The sequence below is a fragment of the Metabacillus sp. KUDC1714 genome, assembly GCF_014217835.1.
In the GTDB taxonomy this organism is placed as follows: Bacteria; Bacillota; Bacilli; order Bacillales; family Bacillaceae; genus Metabacillus; species Metabacillus rhizosphaerae.
On sequence record NZ_CP055263.1, the window covers coordinates 3,480,247 to 3,496,454 of the forward strand.

Consider the following 16,208-nt stretch of genomic DNA (forward strand, 5'->3'; position numbering starts at 1 on the left):
AGCGCACGACATCCAGCTCCTAGCCCCTCTAGAGTCTAGCTAATTTAGATTTGAAGGCACAGAACGCCTTCTATTCTAAATCATCATATTCCTTGAGGCTGTTCAAGGCGCTTGCGCTTTTGTTCTTGTTGGGAGGATAGTATCTGATTCGTTTTAATGCATAAGTAGAGGGTAGGTAAGGAGTTCTGGTATGTATTAATTGGAGTGAGGTTCAATCGAAGGGGAAAAGCGGTTTGGTTCATAAATCAAGGAGAATGATTCAATTAAAGGCGAAAGTGGTTCAATTATAGTGAAAGTCGGTTCAATCGCCCGCTAAAAGTGAGGTTGGCAAAGGAGTTTGGTTCATAAAACAAGGAGAATGATTCAATTAAAGGCGAAAGTGGTTCAATTATAGTGAAAGTCGGTTCAATCGCCTGCTTAAAGTGAGGTTGGTAAAGGAGTTTGGTTCATAAAACAAGAGGAGTGGTTCAATTAAAGACGAAAGTGGTTCAAAAGCAAGAAAAAGTGGTTCAATTATAGTGAAAGTCGGTTCAATCGCCCGCTAAAGTGAGGTTGGCAAAGGAGTTTGGTTCATAAAACAAGGAGAATGGTTCAATTACGGGTGAAAGTGGTTCAAAAGCAAGAAAAAGTGGTTCAATTACGGGTGAAAGTGGTTCAAAAGCAAGAAAAAGTGGTTCAATTATAGTGAAAGTCGGTTCAATCGCCCGCTAAAAGTGAGGTTGGCAAGGAGTTTGGTTCATAAAACAAGAAGAGTGGATCAATTACAGGAAAACGGTTCAATCCACACTAAACAAATTACAAATAAATCAAAAGCGTCCAGAAAAATGTTGCCATTCTCTGAACGCTTTTTAAATATGCTAGTAAGTAAATCTACAAAAAAGAATAAAACCTACTTAGAAACCTGTTGTTCAACAGCCAAAGATTCAGGTCTTTCACATGTACTCTCCATTTTGTAATGTGTTCCATTATCAGAGGAATCATGGAAGCCGTGCATCGCTTCTAATACATGGTAGGCTAATTCTCCGTTTGCACGGTATTTTCCCCCATTAAGGATTGCCTTGGCCATATCTGCTACTCCAAGTCCGCGGCTGTTTTGTGAATAGCCGTATGATAATGGTACTTCGACAAATTCCTTTTCATCACGTTTTCTGATACGGACAGGACCGCCAAATGTGTTTGGATCTGGAACTAGTAAAGTACCTTCACTACCGTAAATTTCAATAGGTGGCAGTGTTGTTCCGCCAAATGCGTCAAAACTTGTTGTGATAGAGCCAATTGCACCTGATGCAAAGTCGATAACTCCTGAAATATGTGTTGGAGTTGCCACTTGAATTTTAGTGCCTGCTTTTGGTTCACTTGTCACTGTCCGTTCTGGATAGCTAATACGAGTAGAACCTGATATCCGTTCAATAGGTCCTAAAAGTGACACTAATGCTGTTAAATAATATGGTCCCATATCAAACATCGGACCGCCGCCAATGTCATAGAAGAAGGCTGGATCTGGATGCCAATGCTCATGACCACGGTGGATCATAAATGCAGATGCCCCAATCGGAACACCGATTTCTCCTTGTTCAATTAAATGGATGGCTGTTTGAATTCCTGCACCTAAGAAGGTGTCAGGTGCACTGCCAACTAAGAGATTATGTTTTTTAGCTGTTTCTAAAATTTGTTTACCTTCCTCGCGTGTGACAGCAAGTGGTTTTTCTGTATACACATGCTTACCTGCTTCAAGTGCTTGGATACAAACCGTTGCATGTGCTTTTGGAATTGTTAAGTTAATGACCAATTGAATGTCAGGATCAGAGAGCAACTCATTAACTGAGCAGGCTTTGGGTACACCGTATTTTTCAGCTTGAGAATGTGCACGTAGTTCATCTAAATCTGCACAAGCAACAAGTTCAAGGTGATCAAACTTTTGGCAATTTTCCATGTAAATTGAACTAATATTCCCACAACCGACAATACCAATTTTAAGTTTTTTCATTGTAGAACCTCCATTTTTTTAGATAAGAAAAGTTTTTGTCCGAGTTTTCTTTTCTTGCAGCAGTACAGTGCTCTCGATGTAAATGATAAAATTATTGGCTATCACCCATACCGGTATATACACGGCCATTGCTGTTAGCAGATGCTACTAATCCTTCAGAGCTGTTCTTTTCTTTTGCTGCCCATAAAAATCCGCGGCGCATAATGAGGGAAACCTCTGGCATAGCAACAATATTAGCTTGGTGACCTAGTGAATTATAGAATACATGTCCTTGACCCCAGCGTTTCGTCCATACGACAGGCATATCGACTGCTTTATTCGTTGCATGTGGACCATCAACTACTGGGAATCGTGTTGTAGCTAGTACTTCCACTGCTGGATCGACATGAAGGTAATATTGCTCGCTCACGACTTTGAAATCTGAGAAACCTTCTAAAAGTGGGCTTGTGGAATGCTTGATGTTGACCATATATTCAACACCATCATTTCCGGGATGTGCTACCCAATTTCCACCGGTCATAAATTGCCAATCAACATTGTTTCGGAAAGAGTCACACATTCCACCATGACATCCGGCTAAACCGACACCGCTCATAACAGCATCAGAAATATTTAATACATACTTCTTATCAATTTCACCCATTGTCCAGTGAGGAACGATTAAATCTAATGATTTCAGCTTTTCAGGATCTGCATATGAATCTAGTGAATTTGATACCTCTACATTAAAGTTTTCTTCTTCAAGGATTCCTTTAAAAATATGTGAGACTTGCTCTGGTTCATGACCATCCCAACCGCCCCATACGATCAATGCGTTTTTTTTCATTTTCCAACACTCCTTTTTTGATTTGGATAAAATTAATTAGATAAGCGCTTTGACATCTAACTTCAGAGTATAGTTTGTAAGGCGTCAGCGCGCTTTTGACTTGTGTATGAAACTATAAAATTCTAGTCCTTTGAATAAGCGCTCGACATCCAGCTCCAGCGCCCAGCGACTAGTGAACTTCACACTCCTCCTTACGATAAGTCAACATCGAATCGCTAACGCTCTTCGTGTTTCCTTTATCTCATACGGAGTGCTCTTGTTTCTCGTCGCTAAACGGGCGCTTGCGCTTTTGGTTATACCTCAGAAATTTTAATCCATTGGCGTTTTTCTATAGATTGATCAACTGCTTCCAAAACTTCTTGGCATTTTACACCATCTTTGAAGTTAGGAACTGGCTGTCGGTCTTCGCGGAAGGCTTCCATTAGCTCAACAATTTCGTGAATAAATGTATGTTCATAACCGATTGTATGTCCTGGTGGCCACCAGTTTTCAGAGAAAGCATGGGCAGGGTCTGTTGCTAATACACGACGGAAGCCTTGCACATCATCTCGGTCGTCGGTGAAATAGACTTGCAATTCATTCATGCGCTCAAAGTCGAAAATGACGCTTCCTTTACTACCATTGATTTCAAAGGAATTTGTACAGCGATGACCTGCAGCAAAGCGAGTAGCTTCGAAGCTTCCTAAGGCTCCGTTAGCAAAGCGAGCCATAAATAGGGTAGCGTCATCAACTGTGACATCGCCTTTTTCTGCATTATCACTACCAGTTGCAGATAAACCAGTCATGTTAGTAGGAATGGGTCTTTCTTTAATAAACGTATCGTTCATGCCAATCACTTCAGTAATATCTCCAATTAGATAGTGGGCCATATCGATAAGATGTGCTCCTAAATCTCCATGAGACCCTGATCCAGCAATGTCCTTCTGTAGTCTCCATGCAAGAGGGAAGTTTGGATCGACAAGCCAATCTTGTAAAAACCAAGCACGGAAATGATAAATATCTCCTAATTTTCCTTCGTCGATTAGTTTTTTCGCAAGCATAACAGCAGGAGCAAATCGATAATTAAATCCAACCATATGTTTAACTCCGGCAGCTTCAACAACTTCGAGCATTTCTCTTGAGTCCTCTAATGTAAGCGCTAACGGTTTTTCGCAAAAAACATGTTTGCCAGCTTTTGCAGCAGCAATTGTTATTTCTTTATGTACATTACTAGGTGCATTAATATCGATTAAATCAATATCATCTCTTTGTAAAAGACTTTGCCAGTCTGTTGTATATTCCTCCCAGCCAAATTGTTTAGCGGCTTCAGCTACTCCGCTGGCATTACGTCCACAAATAACCTTCATCTCAGGACGTATGGTTTTTGGGAAAAAGAGTGGGATGTCACGATATGCGTGACTGTGAGCTTTACCCATGAACTTATAACCTATCATTCCAATTTTAAGCGTTTCCATAAATAATCCCCTTTTCGTTATTTTATAGAATAGGATGTTGATAGTTCTTTATTGTAAAGCACAAGCGCCCTTTCTTAAAGAGAAACTCTGCTATTTTACGGGTTTCTTCTAGTAGTCTGTGTGGTGCTTGTGCTTATCTAAGTATTCAGTATCTCAGAGACTAATCACTCATGAATGATTCTAAAAGAAATGATTCATGAACGGCTAATTAATGAGGATGCTCGTTCTATCAAAGTAACTGGCAAACGTACAGTGCTTGCTTCCTCACTATCCTTCGAGATTAATTGAAGCACTTTTTTTGCTGCCAATTGCCCCATATCAAAAAGCGGTACCTTTACTGTGCTAAGTGGCGGAGAGGTCATTCTTGAAATTTCAGAGTCATCATAACCAATTAGTGCGTAATCACGACCAGCTTGATAGCCCTTTTCGCTTAACGCTTGCATAAGACCTATAGCCATTCGATCATTTGCAGCATAAATAGCTCGGAAATCTGGAAGTAATGGAGCTATATAGTCAGCAGCTTGAACACCGCTTTTTCTGCTGTAATTCCCTTGGAAAATTAGCTCCTTATTTAGATGAATACCCGCTTTTTCGAGTGCATCTTCATATCCATATAAACGCTCAATACTATTCGAATATTCAGTGGGACCATTTAAAAAAATAACGTGTTCAAACCCTTTCTTTAACAGTGAGGTCACTGCTTGAAAACTACCACTGCTATGATCTGCATCAATAGAATGAAGAGAATAACCAGAAAAGGTCTGATTCACAAGACAATATGGCAGGTTCAATTGTTGGAGCTTTTCAAGTGCTTCGAGCTCACCTGGAACATTCTTTGAACCTAGTATGATGCATCCATCTACCTTTTGGGAATGAAAAAGCTGAACATAGTCTTTTGGTGCATCTGGTGATTGAAACAACAGGAGCAAACCATAACCTAGTTCTCCAAGCTTTGCACCAATCCCGCTTAATAGCTCGGAAAAATAATGTGTCGACATTAGGTTAACCTTTGGCAAATAAGGAACAATGACGCCAATATTGTTACTCTTACCTCTTGCAAAGCTTTGTGCAATTGCATTTGGGTGATAGTTAAGCTCTTCAGCCGCCAGCAAGACCTTACGTTTTGTTTCTTCGCGTAAGGGTCCAATATTATTTAATACGCGTGAAACTGTGGCTTCAGACACTCCAGCTAATTTTGCAACATCTTTTCTATTAGCTAAGATATTCACCTCCAAACGAAAATATGTACACGCGTTCATTTTCTCTTTTTTTCTATGATTTGTCAATTATTAAATTGTTAATTTCGTAAACTTTTTTTCATTATAGTAAGATTGTTCCTTATGAGATGCTAAAATAAAGATTAGCAATACTAATACATTTTAAAGAATTTTTTTGGTAATGCTATAAATGGAATTTTCTAAAGAAGGGTAGAAAGCATATGTTTAATAAGGGGAAGAAAAAAGGTAATGTTGTTATTATTCTTAGTTTACTGCTTTTATTGATTTCGGTGCCTGTTTTTTCTTTGAAGCTTCCCGAGCGAAAATCTGGAGAAAATCCGACAGTGTTTATAGCAGGGGACTCGACTGTGCAGACATATGATGAGACTTCGAAGCCTAGAGCAGGTTGGGGACAAATGATACCAAATTATTTCAGCCCTAAAATTACGTTTGAAAATCATGCTTTTAGGGGGAGAAGTTCGAAATCATTTATTAATGAAGGAAGACTTGATACCATAATAAGAAAAATAAAACCTAATGATTACTTATTGATTCAATTTGGACACAATGATTCGAGAAAAAATCGCCCAGACCTTTACACCACTTTGCCAGACTTTAAAAATTATTTAAAATTATATATAAATGGAGCACGTGGTCGTGGAGCAACGCCAATTTTAGTAACACCTGTTGGGATTAGAGATTTTAATCGTGATACTGGGAAATTTAATATTAGCTTTCCTGAATATGTACAAGCAATGAAGGAAATTGCATCAGAACTTGATGTGCTACTAGTTGATTTAAGTTTATCAAGTGTAGCGTACTATGACACACTAGGTCCAATAGGGACACTCTCTGTATTTCTCCACACAAAACCAGGTATGTATAAAGCGTACCCTAAAGGTGTACATGATAATATCCATTTCCAGGAAAATGGAGCACTTCAAATTGCTCGCTTGGTATCCCTGGGAATTAAAGATCTTAATATTCCGCTTGCTTCTTACGTTACCAATATCGATCCACCAGCCGTTGAAAAATAATGAAATTTGTCTGTTACTTAATGACAAATACGATTAAACAATCTTAGATACATGATAAGTACAAAAAAAATTCCCAAAAACGTAACGCGCCTTCATCCTATGGAGGCGCGTTACGTTTTATAGATTAGAAATCCCCTCAGCTCAAAAAGGTAGGAGATAAGAAACACAAAAAAGAAAAAGTAGTTCTATCGGTTTACTTATTTTACTAGTTAAATAGATTCATTTTTAGTCCATGACTGTTTTTTAAACATTTACATCTGTTTTTTAACTACTAAATGAATGAACAAAAAGATAGCATACACTTGTAAGCGCTTTCTAATAAGTGGGAGGAGGTGAGTTATTCTCCATAGTTTTTCCAAAAAAAATAACGAATTTTGAAAGGAATGAAAACTTATTGAACACTAAGAAACAAAACAAAGGAAAAAAGTTTTTTGCTATACTTCTTAGTTTATTACTTCTATTGTCGTCAGCTCCTATTTTACCTCACGATGCAAATGCCGAAGAATTAGTAGAGAAAAAATTTGATTTTGGTACTGGAGATAGTGCAGTTATGGAAGGCTATACGAAAGTGACCAATGAAACAGGCTATACAGCTGAACGTACATTTGGTTTTGCAGATACTTCAAAGGTGACTGCAACTGATCGTGCGACATCTGATCCTTTAAAATCAGATTTTACGTTGACTGTTGAAACTTCTTTCATTGTCGATCTTCCAAATGGAGATTATGCCGTTACGGTGGTAACAGGTGATGAGAAGGAAGCAACTGAGATTGGTGTGAAGGCTGAAAATATTCAAAAGATCCAAAACACATCAATTCAAGCAGGAGAATTTGTAGAAAGATCATTTGACATCGCACTTGTTGATGGGCAACTTACACTCGAATTTACAGGTACAACACCTAAGTTAAATGGATTAGTCATTGAGAAGCTTCCGGAGCGAACAGCTGGAGAGCATCCAACCGTGTTTATTGCAGGAGATTCTACAGTACAGACATATGATGAGTATTGGAAGCCAGAAGCAGGCTGGGGGCAAATGATACCTCGTTTCTTTAGCTCTGATATTACATTTGAAAATCATGCAATAGGTGGGAGAAGCTCGAAATCATTTATTAATGAAGGCAGACTAGATGCAGTTTTAAGAGAACTTAAACCAAATGACTATTTCTTTATCCAATTTGGACACAATGATGCAACAATCAGTCGACCTGAACGTTATGCATCGGTTCCAGATTACAAAAATTATTTAAAAACATATATAAATGGAGCTCGTCAACGTGGGGCTGAGCCAGTATTGATAACTCCTGTGGGACGCAGGGATTTTAACGCAGATACTGGTAAATTTAATGTTAGTTTTCCTGAATATGTACAAGGGATGAAGGAAGTTGCAGAAGAACTTGAAGTAACTTTGGTAGACCTAAGTACTTTAAGTGTTGCTTATTATGATTCAATTGGTCCTGAAGGGACACTTTCTGTATTTCTTCATACAGAGCCAGGAATGTATACAGCGTTCCCAAATGGTTCACAAGATAATACACATTTCCAAGAATATGGAGCAATTCAACTTGCAAGGTTGATTTCTGGTGATGTAAAAGAGCTTGATATTCCGCTATCTTCTTATGTTACTGATATTGAACCACCAGCAAATGTACCTGCTAAGCCAACTGGTGTAGTCGCAAGTAGCATCAGTAATGCAGGAGCTGTATTAACCTGGAATGAAGTAGAATCAGCTGATATATATAAGATTTATCGCAAGCTTTCAACTGATAGTGAGTACGATTTAATTGGGACAGCTACAGTTCCAAGATTGAATATTACCGGTATGGAAGAGGATAAGGCATATGATGTGATTGTCACTGCGATAAACGGTAAAGGTGAATCAGAGCAATCAGATGTCGTAAACATTCAAACGAAAAAAGCAACGACTAAATTTGATTTTGGACTAGCTGGAAATCCAGTTGCTGAAGGATATACAGAAGTGAATCTTTCCACAGTATATACGAAGGAAAGAGGTTATGGGATCGTTGATGCAACTGGAATGATCGGCAGGGATCGCGGAACAGGTGGAGATCTTCTGCGTGACTGGCTCGGTTATTTTAATGTTGGTTGGAAATTTAATGCTGATGTTCCGAATGGTCTCTATGCGGTAAAGGTGTATGTAGGAGATTTCTTAGGTAGTGCAAGAACAACAGTTCAAATTGAAGGTCAAGATTATGGGCAAATTTCAGCGCCTAGCAAAAACTACACAGAGAAGGTAATTCCTCAAGTTTCTGTTAAAGATGGTCAAATGAATTTTGATTTTGGTGGTTCTACTGGGATTGTAAATGGTGTAGAACTCACACCGGTTTTGTTAGCTCCTTCGGAACTAAAGGTTGAAGCCAAAAACATTGACGTTTCAAAACCATCAGTTACTTTATCATGGAAGTCTGTAGAAGAAGCTGTTAAATATAATGTTTATCGAAAAGTGGTTGGCTCAGATTCTATTGAGTTAATTGATAGTACAACGACAAACTCTTTTACTGACACTTCTGTTCAAGTTGGAATGAATTATGAGTATTCCGTTACGACAATTGATCGGATAGACGTCGAAACGGTCCCATCAATGCCACTTGAGGTTTCAATGATCGATGATTCACAGCCAGTCCCTCAGGCTCCAGAGAATCTTGAAGTGGGTAAAGTGAACAAAAACGATCTTATCATTAGTTGGAGCGGGGTTGAAGGTGCGATCACTTATAATATTTATCGCTCTGAGAAAAAGGATGGAACTTACGAATTAGTCGGTAGAACAGACAAAATAAGCTATAAAGATGAAACGGTTTTAACAACAATTCCTTACTTTTACAAGGTTGCTGCCGTAAATGCCGGTGGTATCTCTGAACATTCTGACAGTATCGAAACACCAGTAGTTACAGTTTTAAAGAGACAAATGGAGGATTTAGGTCGTTCACCGGTTTCCATTAAAACAGAAGAGGGTGTACATGTCAGCTGGCGGATGTTAGGAACAGATCCTGAAAATATCAGCTTTAATGTGTATCGTGATGGAGAAAAGCTTAATTCTTCACCAATTACATCAAGTACGAACTTTGTTGATAAGGACGGCAAGACTGATTCAGTTTATGAGATTCGTGCAGTCTTAGATGGAAAAGAACAGAAGTCACAAGAAAACATCAAGGTATTAAGTAATAATTACTTAGATATCCCTCTTCAAAAGCCTGAGGACGGCGTAACACCACTGGGAGATCCGTACTCATATCGTGCCAATGATGCGAGTGTGGGTGATCTTGATGGTGATGGAGAGTATGAAGTTATCCTAAAATGGGATCCAACAAATTCAAAGGATAATTCTCAAGCTGGATATACAGGGAATGTCTATCTCGACGCTTATGAGCTTGATGGAACATTGAAATGGCGCATTGATTTGGGAAAAAATATCCGTGCTGGTGCACACTATACGCAGTTTTTAGTTTATGATTTTGATGGTGATGGAAAAGCGGAAATTGCGATGAAAACAGCTGATGGCACGGTTGATGGACAAGGAAATGTCATCGGAAAAGCGGAGGCTGATCATCGAAATAGTTCAGGTTACATTTTACAAGGTTCAGAATTTTTGACTGTTTTCGAAGGAAAAACAGGTAAAGAGTTGCAAACTACTGATTACGAACCACCACGTGGTGATGTTTCTTCATGGGGTGATGGATACGGTAACCGTGTTGATCGCTTCCTTGCAGGTGTTGCTTATCTGGATGGTGAACAACCGAGCATTGTGATGGCCCGTGGTTATTATACAAGAACTGTGCTTACTGCATATAATTGGAGAGACGGTAAGCTGACAAAACAATGGACATTTGATTCAAATGATGATGGAAATCAAGATTATGCAGGACAAGGATATCATTCACTTAGCGTTGCAGATATTGATAAAGATGGTAAGGATGAAATTGTATACGGTCAAATGGTTGTAGATGATGATGGTACAGGTCTTTATACAACAGGCTTAGGTCATGGTGACGCACTTCATGTAAGTGATTTCTTACCAGAACGATCTGGACTTGAAGTTTATGCTGTACAGGAACATAAGGATGGAGAATATGGCTATGATATGCGTGATGCAGCCACAGGTGACATTATTTGGGGGCAAAAAACAGGACAGGATACAGGTCGAGGATTGACAGCAGATATCGATCCAAGACATTCTGGGGCTGAAGCTTGGGCAATTTCAGGCGCATGGAACAGCAAAATTGGTGGTTTACACACAGCAAAGGGTGAAAAAATTTCAGAAAGCATTCCTACTTCCAACTTTGCAACTTGGTGGGATGGTGACTTGCTTCGTGAAGTATCTGATCATAATTTTGATGAAGCAAAAGGCGCCGGAGAAGGAACAATTGACAAGTGGGATTATGAAAATGGAAAGCTAGTAAACTTACTAACCGCAGAAGGAACTTTATCTAATAACGGAACAAAAGGTAGTCCTGCCCTACAAGCTGATCTTTTTGGTGATTGGCGTGAAGAGATCATTTGGAGAACTGAGGATAGCAGTGCATTACGAATTTTTATGACAACAGAGAAAACAGATCATCGTATCTTTACGTTGATGCATGACCCGCAATACAGATTAGCGATAGCGTGGCAAAATGTCGGCTATAATCAGCCACCACATCCAAGCTTCTTTATTGGTGAAGGAATGAAAAAACCATCAGCACCAAATATCGATGTAGTAGAAGTTAAACGACCTGATAAAACAGCTCCGATAACGAAGCATGAAATTGAGGGGAAGGAAAACACTCATTGGTATTTGGAGCCTGTTACTGTGAATTTTATTGCTGAAGATAATGATTCTGGTATTGATATGACTCACTACGAGTTAAATGAAGAAGTAGAAAAAACGGGAAATTCAGTTAAGATTTCTAATGATGGCAAACATCTTTTACATTACTGGAGTGTTGATAAGGCAGGTAATCGTGAAGAGAAGAATTCAGTCGAAATCAATCTGGATCAAACAGCACCAACAATTACTTTCTCTTTAAAAGATGCTGCTGAGTTCAGTGTGGACCAGGAAGTGAGAGTTTCATGCTTAGCTGAAGATAAGCTATCAGGGATTTCCTCCTCAACTTGTGAGGATGTAATAGCACCGGCTTATCAGTTAGGGTTAGGGACACATTCTATAAAAGCAGAGGCTACAGATAACGCAGGAAATATGTCAAATGCTTCGGTAAACTTTATGGTTACGGTGAACTATGATAGTTTAAGGAATTTAACTGAACACTTCCTAGTTCAAAGTGGTGACAAAGGGAAAAATGCTAAACCATTTATTAGCAAACTTGAGGCAGCTAAAGCATCTGAAGAAAATGGAAATAAGGAGGCTAGAGATGGACAGATAGGAGCTTATATCAATCAAATAAAAGCGAAATCTGGTAAAGTATTTTCTGAAGAACATGCAGAAGTGTTAATAAATCTCGCTCAATCAATCGTTAAATAAAAAAAGTTATTTTTTTAGGTTTATCATCTAGGAACAGAGGGTAATAAAAACGTGACAGTATCCCCCCTGATACTTTCATTATATGAAAAACTTGAGGAACCCCCATTTTTTGATGGGGGTTTTTTCGTTGTTTAGTAAAGAAACAATTCTCCAATTCTTCACATATCTTAAGAAATTCTTCATTTTTCCCCTACCTTTATTTTAAGAACTCTTGCTTATACTTAGATCATTCCTAGCAAATACACTCATGGTATACTTTGGAAAGGAGGAGTGAATCGATGAATAATTATGTTGTTTTAGTAGTGGATGATGATAAAGAAATCCGTGATGGAATTGAAATATATTTAAAAAATGAAGGAATGACCGTGTTAACGGCACAGGATGGAGTCGAAGCAATTGAGCGTTTATATGAACATGAAGTTCATCTTATTCTATTGGATATTATGATGCCAAGAATGGATGGAATTGCAACGACATTTAAAATACGTGAACAAAAGAATATCCCGATTATTATTTTAAGTGCTAAAAGTGAAGATACCGATAAGATTTTAGGCTTGCAAGTAGGTGCAGATGATTATGTGACAAAGCCTTTTAATCCTCTTGAACTCATTGCTAGGGTTAAATCCCAACTTAGAAGATATGTTAAATTAGGACCGTTTGAAGGAATAAATAAAACGATTGATCTTAACGGACTTACGATAGATCAAGCAGCGAAAGAAGTTGCCGTTAATGGAGATGCGGTAAAATTAACGCCGATCGAATATAAAATTGTTGAGCTGTTGATGATGAACGCTGGTCGAGTGTTTTCGATCTCTGAAATTTACGAAAAGGTTTGGAAGGAACCTTGCTACAATGCGGATAATACCGTTGCTGTGCATATTCGTAAAATTCGTGAAAAAATTGAAATCGACCCTAAAAATCCAAGATATTTAAAGGTGGTATGGGGAATTGGATACAAAATGGAAAAATAGAATTGCGATTATCGCATGGTTCTTTTTAGTAACCTATGGCATTAGTGGTGTTTTGTCAGCGTTATCTAATAATAGTGAGTTTACGAAACAAAGTTATTTTAAGACAATGCAATTTGATGACACGGTAGATCAATTATTGAATTATGTAAATGCGTTTGAAATTTCTTATCCAATGAAAGAAGACATGAAAAAATCGATTACTGTATCAAATGATGAAATAGAAGAGCATCGGTATCAATATGGCGACTTAACCGAACAAATAACAAGTATTGAGCAGCAATATGAATCTAGAATTAATGTCGCATTAGAGAAAGATAACCAAAAAGTTGCCGATATCTATATTAAAGAAAGAGATAAAAAGATTGAAGACATCACGAAAAATTTTGAGAGTGATGAGTATATCAAAGATAAAATTGTCAAAGAAAAAGAACAAAGAATTGATGAATATTATAAGGAGCTAGAAAGCTATCGAGGGGATTTTGCAAATTATAAAGAAGCATTTGTTTATTACCTGAAAAACACAACAACTGGTGAAGTTTACACAAATCTCCCTGAAAATGATAGTAAATCAGTAGATAGCATAAATGATAAAAGTATGTATTTTATCCGTAGTTTTCCTACACAAAAGCAAAGCTATCTTGACATGAAGGAAGTACCTTTACATATAGCGAATGAGGAAATCATCAATGAAATAACCAATAATTCGAACGCTTTATATGAAGGGAAGATTGCAATTTCGAAAAAAACTCCAAACTCAAATTTTATTATGGCTAACTATCATGATTATAATATACAAAGAATTGTGTTTTGGATTTACACAATTGGGGCGATCATCGCATTACTTATAAGTATAATCATTGAAAAAAAATCAAAGCTGTTAAGAAGAATTAAACCAAATAAATGGGTAGGTTTATATAATAAAATTCCATTTGATGTTGCACTGCTTCTTTGTGGTATCACAGCAATCATAACAATTGCATTTATTTTTGATCAGCCCTATTTAGGTTACAGTGTATATATATTAGGAATTCTGGAGATAATCATCTATCACCTTATCACCTTGTCAATATTTTTTGGATTAACAGTAGTACAAGGAATTTATTTGTATCCAAGACTAAAAGCTTTACCTTCTGATCAAGAAATCTGGAAAAATACATTAATAGCACAATTTTTACAAATAGTAAGTACCTCATTCCTAAATAGGCGTGTAGGAACACAAGTGTTTCTTCTATTAGCCATTGTATTTTCATTTGGGGTAGGGACAGTCCTCATTTTTGTTGAACAGGCTTTTCTTCTTTTATATATACCTGCTTTTGTTATAGTAGGAATACCACTTTTTATTCTAATTATAAAAAGAATAGGTTATTTTAACGTGATTATTCGCAACACAAGTGCTTTAGCAAATGGTCGTTTTGAACCAGATGTAAAGATAGTCGGAAAATCAGTACTCGCTAACCTAGCGAAAGATATTAATATCATGAAGCGCGGTGTGAAAACTTCACAAAAAGCTCAAGCAAAAAGTGAGCGACTAAAAACGGAGTTAATTACAAATGTTAGCCATGATTTACGTACACCTTTAACCTCAATTATCACGTATTCTGAACTTTTGAAAAACCCAGAGTTAGCGGATGATGAACGTAGTACGTATATTGAAATTATTGATCGGAAGTCAAAGCGGTTAAAAGTGTTGATTGATGATCTCTTTGAAGCCTCAAAAATGGCTAGCGGGAACATTGAACTAATTAAAAGTAAAGTTGATATTGTTCAATTGCTCCAGCAGGCTTTAGCTGAATACAATGAAACTATTCAAGCTTCACAGGTGCAATTTCGCGTTGGAAATCCAGATAAGCCAGTATATGCATTTGTGGATGGTCAAAAGCTTTGGCGTGTGTTTGAAAACTTAATTGGCAACATCCTTAAATATTCATTAGAAAACACTAGAGCGTATATTAATATAAAAATGGAAAATAGCGAAGTGATTATCACGTTCAAGAATGTATCAAAATATGAGCTAAGCGATGATAGTGATGAGCTATTTGAACGATTTAAACGCGGTGACGAATCACGCCATACAGAAGGGTCTGGTTTAGGTCTTGCGATTGCTAAATCAATTATTGATTTACATGATGGTGTTTTAGATATTGATGTAGATGGTGATTTGTTTAAAGTGACAATTGTGTTAAAGGAAATGAATGATTAAGTAAATAGCCCTGCTTTTTATAAGCAGGGTGATTTTTTATTATTTCATATTACAAAATATTAACTAATAAGTTATTGTTTTTTTACATTAATGTATTATTATTTGGGATATAAAGTACTATTATAATTCTCAGGTTTCTTGTTGTGCTTGCGGTTTTTGAATGGAGGAAAAATGAAAGAAAATATAATTTTTATACATGGACTAACTGGAACAAAGGATGCGTTTAAAAAGCCAATGGAGTACTTTAACCGCCAGTTTAACACGTATTCTTACAATTTACTTGGACATGGTGAGGATCGAGGAAAAGCAGTTGATTTTACATTAACTAATTTGGTCTCACAATTAGAGGATTTTTATGAGCAGGAAGGACTTAAAGAGGCTCATTTATGCTCACTTAGCTATGGGTGTTATCCTAGTACGATATTTGCAAAAAAGTGGAATAATAAAGTGAAAAGTCTGTGCTTTATAGGTGGTCATTATAATTCACCATCACAACTATTTGATGTGTTCAAGCATTATTGGGAGATTCGTCATGAAGACTACCCAACATGGTTAAGGAAATATTCCCATGATATCTATCCAAAAGAGAGTTTGTTAGATCCTTATTCAATTATTTCAAACAAAATTTATTATAAATATGGTCTTGAATTAAATGATAATATTTTAAAAAGTGCGATTCAACATCGTCTTAAATATGATTTGCGAAGCGACTTATCTTTATTAAAAGTACCAATTCTGTGGGTGATGGGGGATCATGACAGTATGTACAAATCGACATTAACAGATTTAAATACAGTAATCCCTCACGTTATATATAAGGAGATCAAACATGCAGGGCATGCAGCAAATATGTTCCGTCCAAGTTGTTTTAGGGATATGTACGAAGAGTTTTTAACTAGTTTAATAGTCAAAGCAAAGGGGTAATTCAAATAATAAAAGTCTGAAAAGAATAAAGTGTCAGACTTTTTATTATTTCAAAATATAAAGTATATAGGTAAAAAATTACTTTATTGGATTATTTAGTTGATTATTTGCGGAAATGA

The 16,208-nt window shown here is 37.1% G+C and carries 9 protein-coding genes; 5 read left to right on the forward strand and 4 right to left on the reverse strand.

Annotated features, from left to right (window positions below):
• Nucleotides 1-889: 889 nt before the first annotated feature.
• The 4 genes from HUW50_RS16030 to HUW50_RS16045 form a co-directional block, all read right to left on the reverse strand.
• Nucleotides 890-1,987, reverse strand: a complete 1,098-nt coding sequence (locus tag HUW50_RS16030) for a Gfo/Idh/MocA family protein (protein WP_066324980.1) — start codon at nt 1,985-1,987, stop codon at nt 890-892.
• A gap of 91 nt (nt 1,988-2,078) precedes the next feature.
• Nucleotides 2,079-2,813, reverse strand: a complete 735-nt coding sequence (locus HUW50_RS16035) for a ThuA domain-containing protein (protein ID WP_066324983.1) — start codon at nt 2,811-2,813, stop codon at nt 2,079-2,081.
• 293 nt (nt 2,814-3,106) lie between these two features.
• Nucleotides 3,107-4,267: a Gfo/Idh/MocA family protein gene (locus HUW50_RS16040; protein ID WP_066324986.1), complete on the reverse strand. Its 1,161-nt coding sequence runs from the start codon at nt 4,265-4,267 to the stop codon at nt 3,107-3,109.
• Nucleotides 4,268-4,461: 194 nt separating this feature from the next.
• On the reverse strand, nt 4,462-5,526 hold the full coding sequence (locus tag HUW50_RS16045) for a LacI family DNA-binding transcriptional regulator (protein ID WP_066324991.1): 1,065 nt from the start codon (nt 5,524-5,526) through the stop codon (nt 4,462-4,464).
• Between the two features lie 179 nt (nt 5,527-5,705).
• Between HUW50_RS16045 and HUW50_RS16050 the strand changes: the two genes are divergently transcribed.
• From HUW50_RS16050 to HUW50_RS16070, 5 genes are all read left to right on the forward strand, one after another.
• A complete protein-coding gene (locus HUW50_RS16050; RefSeq protein WP_185653036.1) occupies nt 5,706-6,521 on the forward strand; it encodes a rhamnogalacturonan acetylesterase in 816 nt (271 codons plus the stop codon).
• A gap of 394 nt (nt 6,522-6,915) precedes the next feature.
• Nucleotides 6,916-11,994, forward strand: coding sequence for a rhamnogalacturonan lyase family protein (locus HUW50_RS27395; protein WP_083964447.1), 5,079 nt, complete (start codon nt 6,916-6,918; stop codon nt 11,992-11,994).
• A gap of 278 nt (nt 11,995-12,272) precedes the next feature.
• A complete protein-coding gene (locus HUW50_RS16060; protein ID WP_066325000.1) occupies nt 12,273-12,965 on the forward strand; it encodes a response regulator transcription factor in 693 nt (230 codons plus the stop codon).
• The gene (locus HUW50_RS16065; RefSeq protein WP_066325002.1) at nt 12,943-15,165 is read left to right on the forward strand and encodes a sensor histidine kinase; all 2,223 of its coding nucleotides are present in this window, start codon (nt 12,943-12,945) and stop codon (nt 15,163-15,165) included. Before HUW50_RS16060 ends, HUW50_RS16065 begins: the two co-directional genes overlap by 23 nt.
• Nucleotides 15,166-15,336: 171 nt before the next feature.
• Nucleotides 15,337-16,089: an alpha/beta fold hydrolase gene (locus HUW50_RS16070; protein ID WP_066325006.1), complete on the forward strand. Its 753-nt coding sequence runs from the start codon at nt 15,337-15,339 to the stop codon at nt 16,087-16,089.
• Nucleotides 16,090-16,208 lie beyond the last annotated feature (119 nt).

What these genes read in the sequence shown, in the direction of transcription:
- HUW50_RS16040 (WP_066324986.1), bottom strand. Translation starts at nt 4,267, where the DNA reads ATGGAAACGCTTAAAATTGGAATGATAGGTTATAAGTTCATGGGTAAA.
- HUW50_RS16060 (WP_066325000.1), top strand. Translation starts at nt 12,273, where the DNA reads ATGAATAATTATGTTGTTTTAGTAGTGGATGATGATAAAGAAATCCGT.
- HUW50_RS16030 (WP_066324980.1), bottom strand. Translation starts at nt 1,987, where the DNA reads ATGAAAAAACTTAAAATTGGTATTGTCGGTTGTGGGAATATTAGTTCA.
- HUW50_RS16070 (WP_066325006.1), top strand. Translation starts at nt 15,337, where the DNA reads ATGAAAGAAAATATAATTTTTATACATGGACTAACTGGAACAAAGGAT.
- HUW50_RS16035 (WP_066324983.1), bottom strand. Translation starts at nt 2,813, where the DNA reads ATGAAAAAAAACGCATTGATCGTATGGGGCGGTTGGGATGGTCATGAA.
- HUW50_RS16045 (WP_066324991.1), bottom strand. Translation starts at nt 5,526, where the DNA reads ATGAACGCGTGTACATATTTTCGTTTGGAGGTGAATATCTTAGCTAAT.
- HUW50_RS16050 (WP_185653036.1), top strand. Translation starts at nt 5,706, where the DNA reads ATGTTTAATAAGGGGAAGAAAAAAGGTAATGTTGTTATTATTCTTAGT.